Here is a 621-nt window from a genome sequence, read left to right on the forward strand (position 1 = left end):
TTACCACTAAAATCTATATCATCTACCAATCTAAACTCATCAATTTCTCTAATATTACCCAAACCTTCATTCCAACCTTTTGCAAAGTGCCACCACTCTATAGCATTATCTTTTTCATTTCCCATATTACCTATAGTTAAAGCTTTTTTGAAATTAGAGTTTCCTTTATGATTTTGATAGTTTGTTATATTTATTTTATCTTTTATCTCACTGCCAAATTTATAGCCATCATTTGCAAAATTTATCATTTGTCTTTGAGTATAAATAGCATTGGCTGTTACATCTACTTTACCACTTGTAGAGTTAAATTTTGCCATATCCTTGTCTATATAAACTTCATTCCCTACTAAATGAATTTTTTCAGCTGTATTACCACTTGGATTTTTTAAAGCATCACCACTAACATTATCATTATGTTTGCCATTGATATAGCCACCATCTATACTTACCTTATTCCCTATAAGTAATACATTATTAGCATTAATATTACCCATATTTACCACATTACCTGCTTTTTGTGGCTTAAATACAGGGGAGAAAGTTGTATAATCTATAACTTTTCCATTTGTATATTTTCCATCTGCAAACTCTTGCATACTTTTATTATCCATCGACGAAGTC

General features: G+C 29.8%; 1 pseudogene. It reads right to left on the reverse strand.

The annotated features are described in order from the left end of the window. Positions 1-596 (reverse strand): annotated as a pseudogene (locus tag L8X30_RS07885) (hypothetical protein); the annotation flags it as partial. Positions 597-621 lie beyond the last annotated feature (25 nt).

It is taken from the genome of Campylobacter sp. CNRCH_2015_0338h (genome assembly GCF_025772785.1).
GTDB lineage: Bacteria > Campylobacterota > Campylobacteria > Campylobacterales > Campylobacteraceae > Campylobacter_D.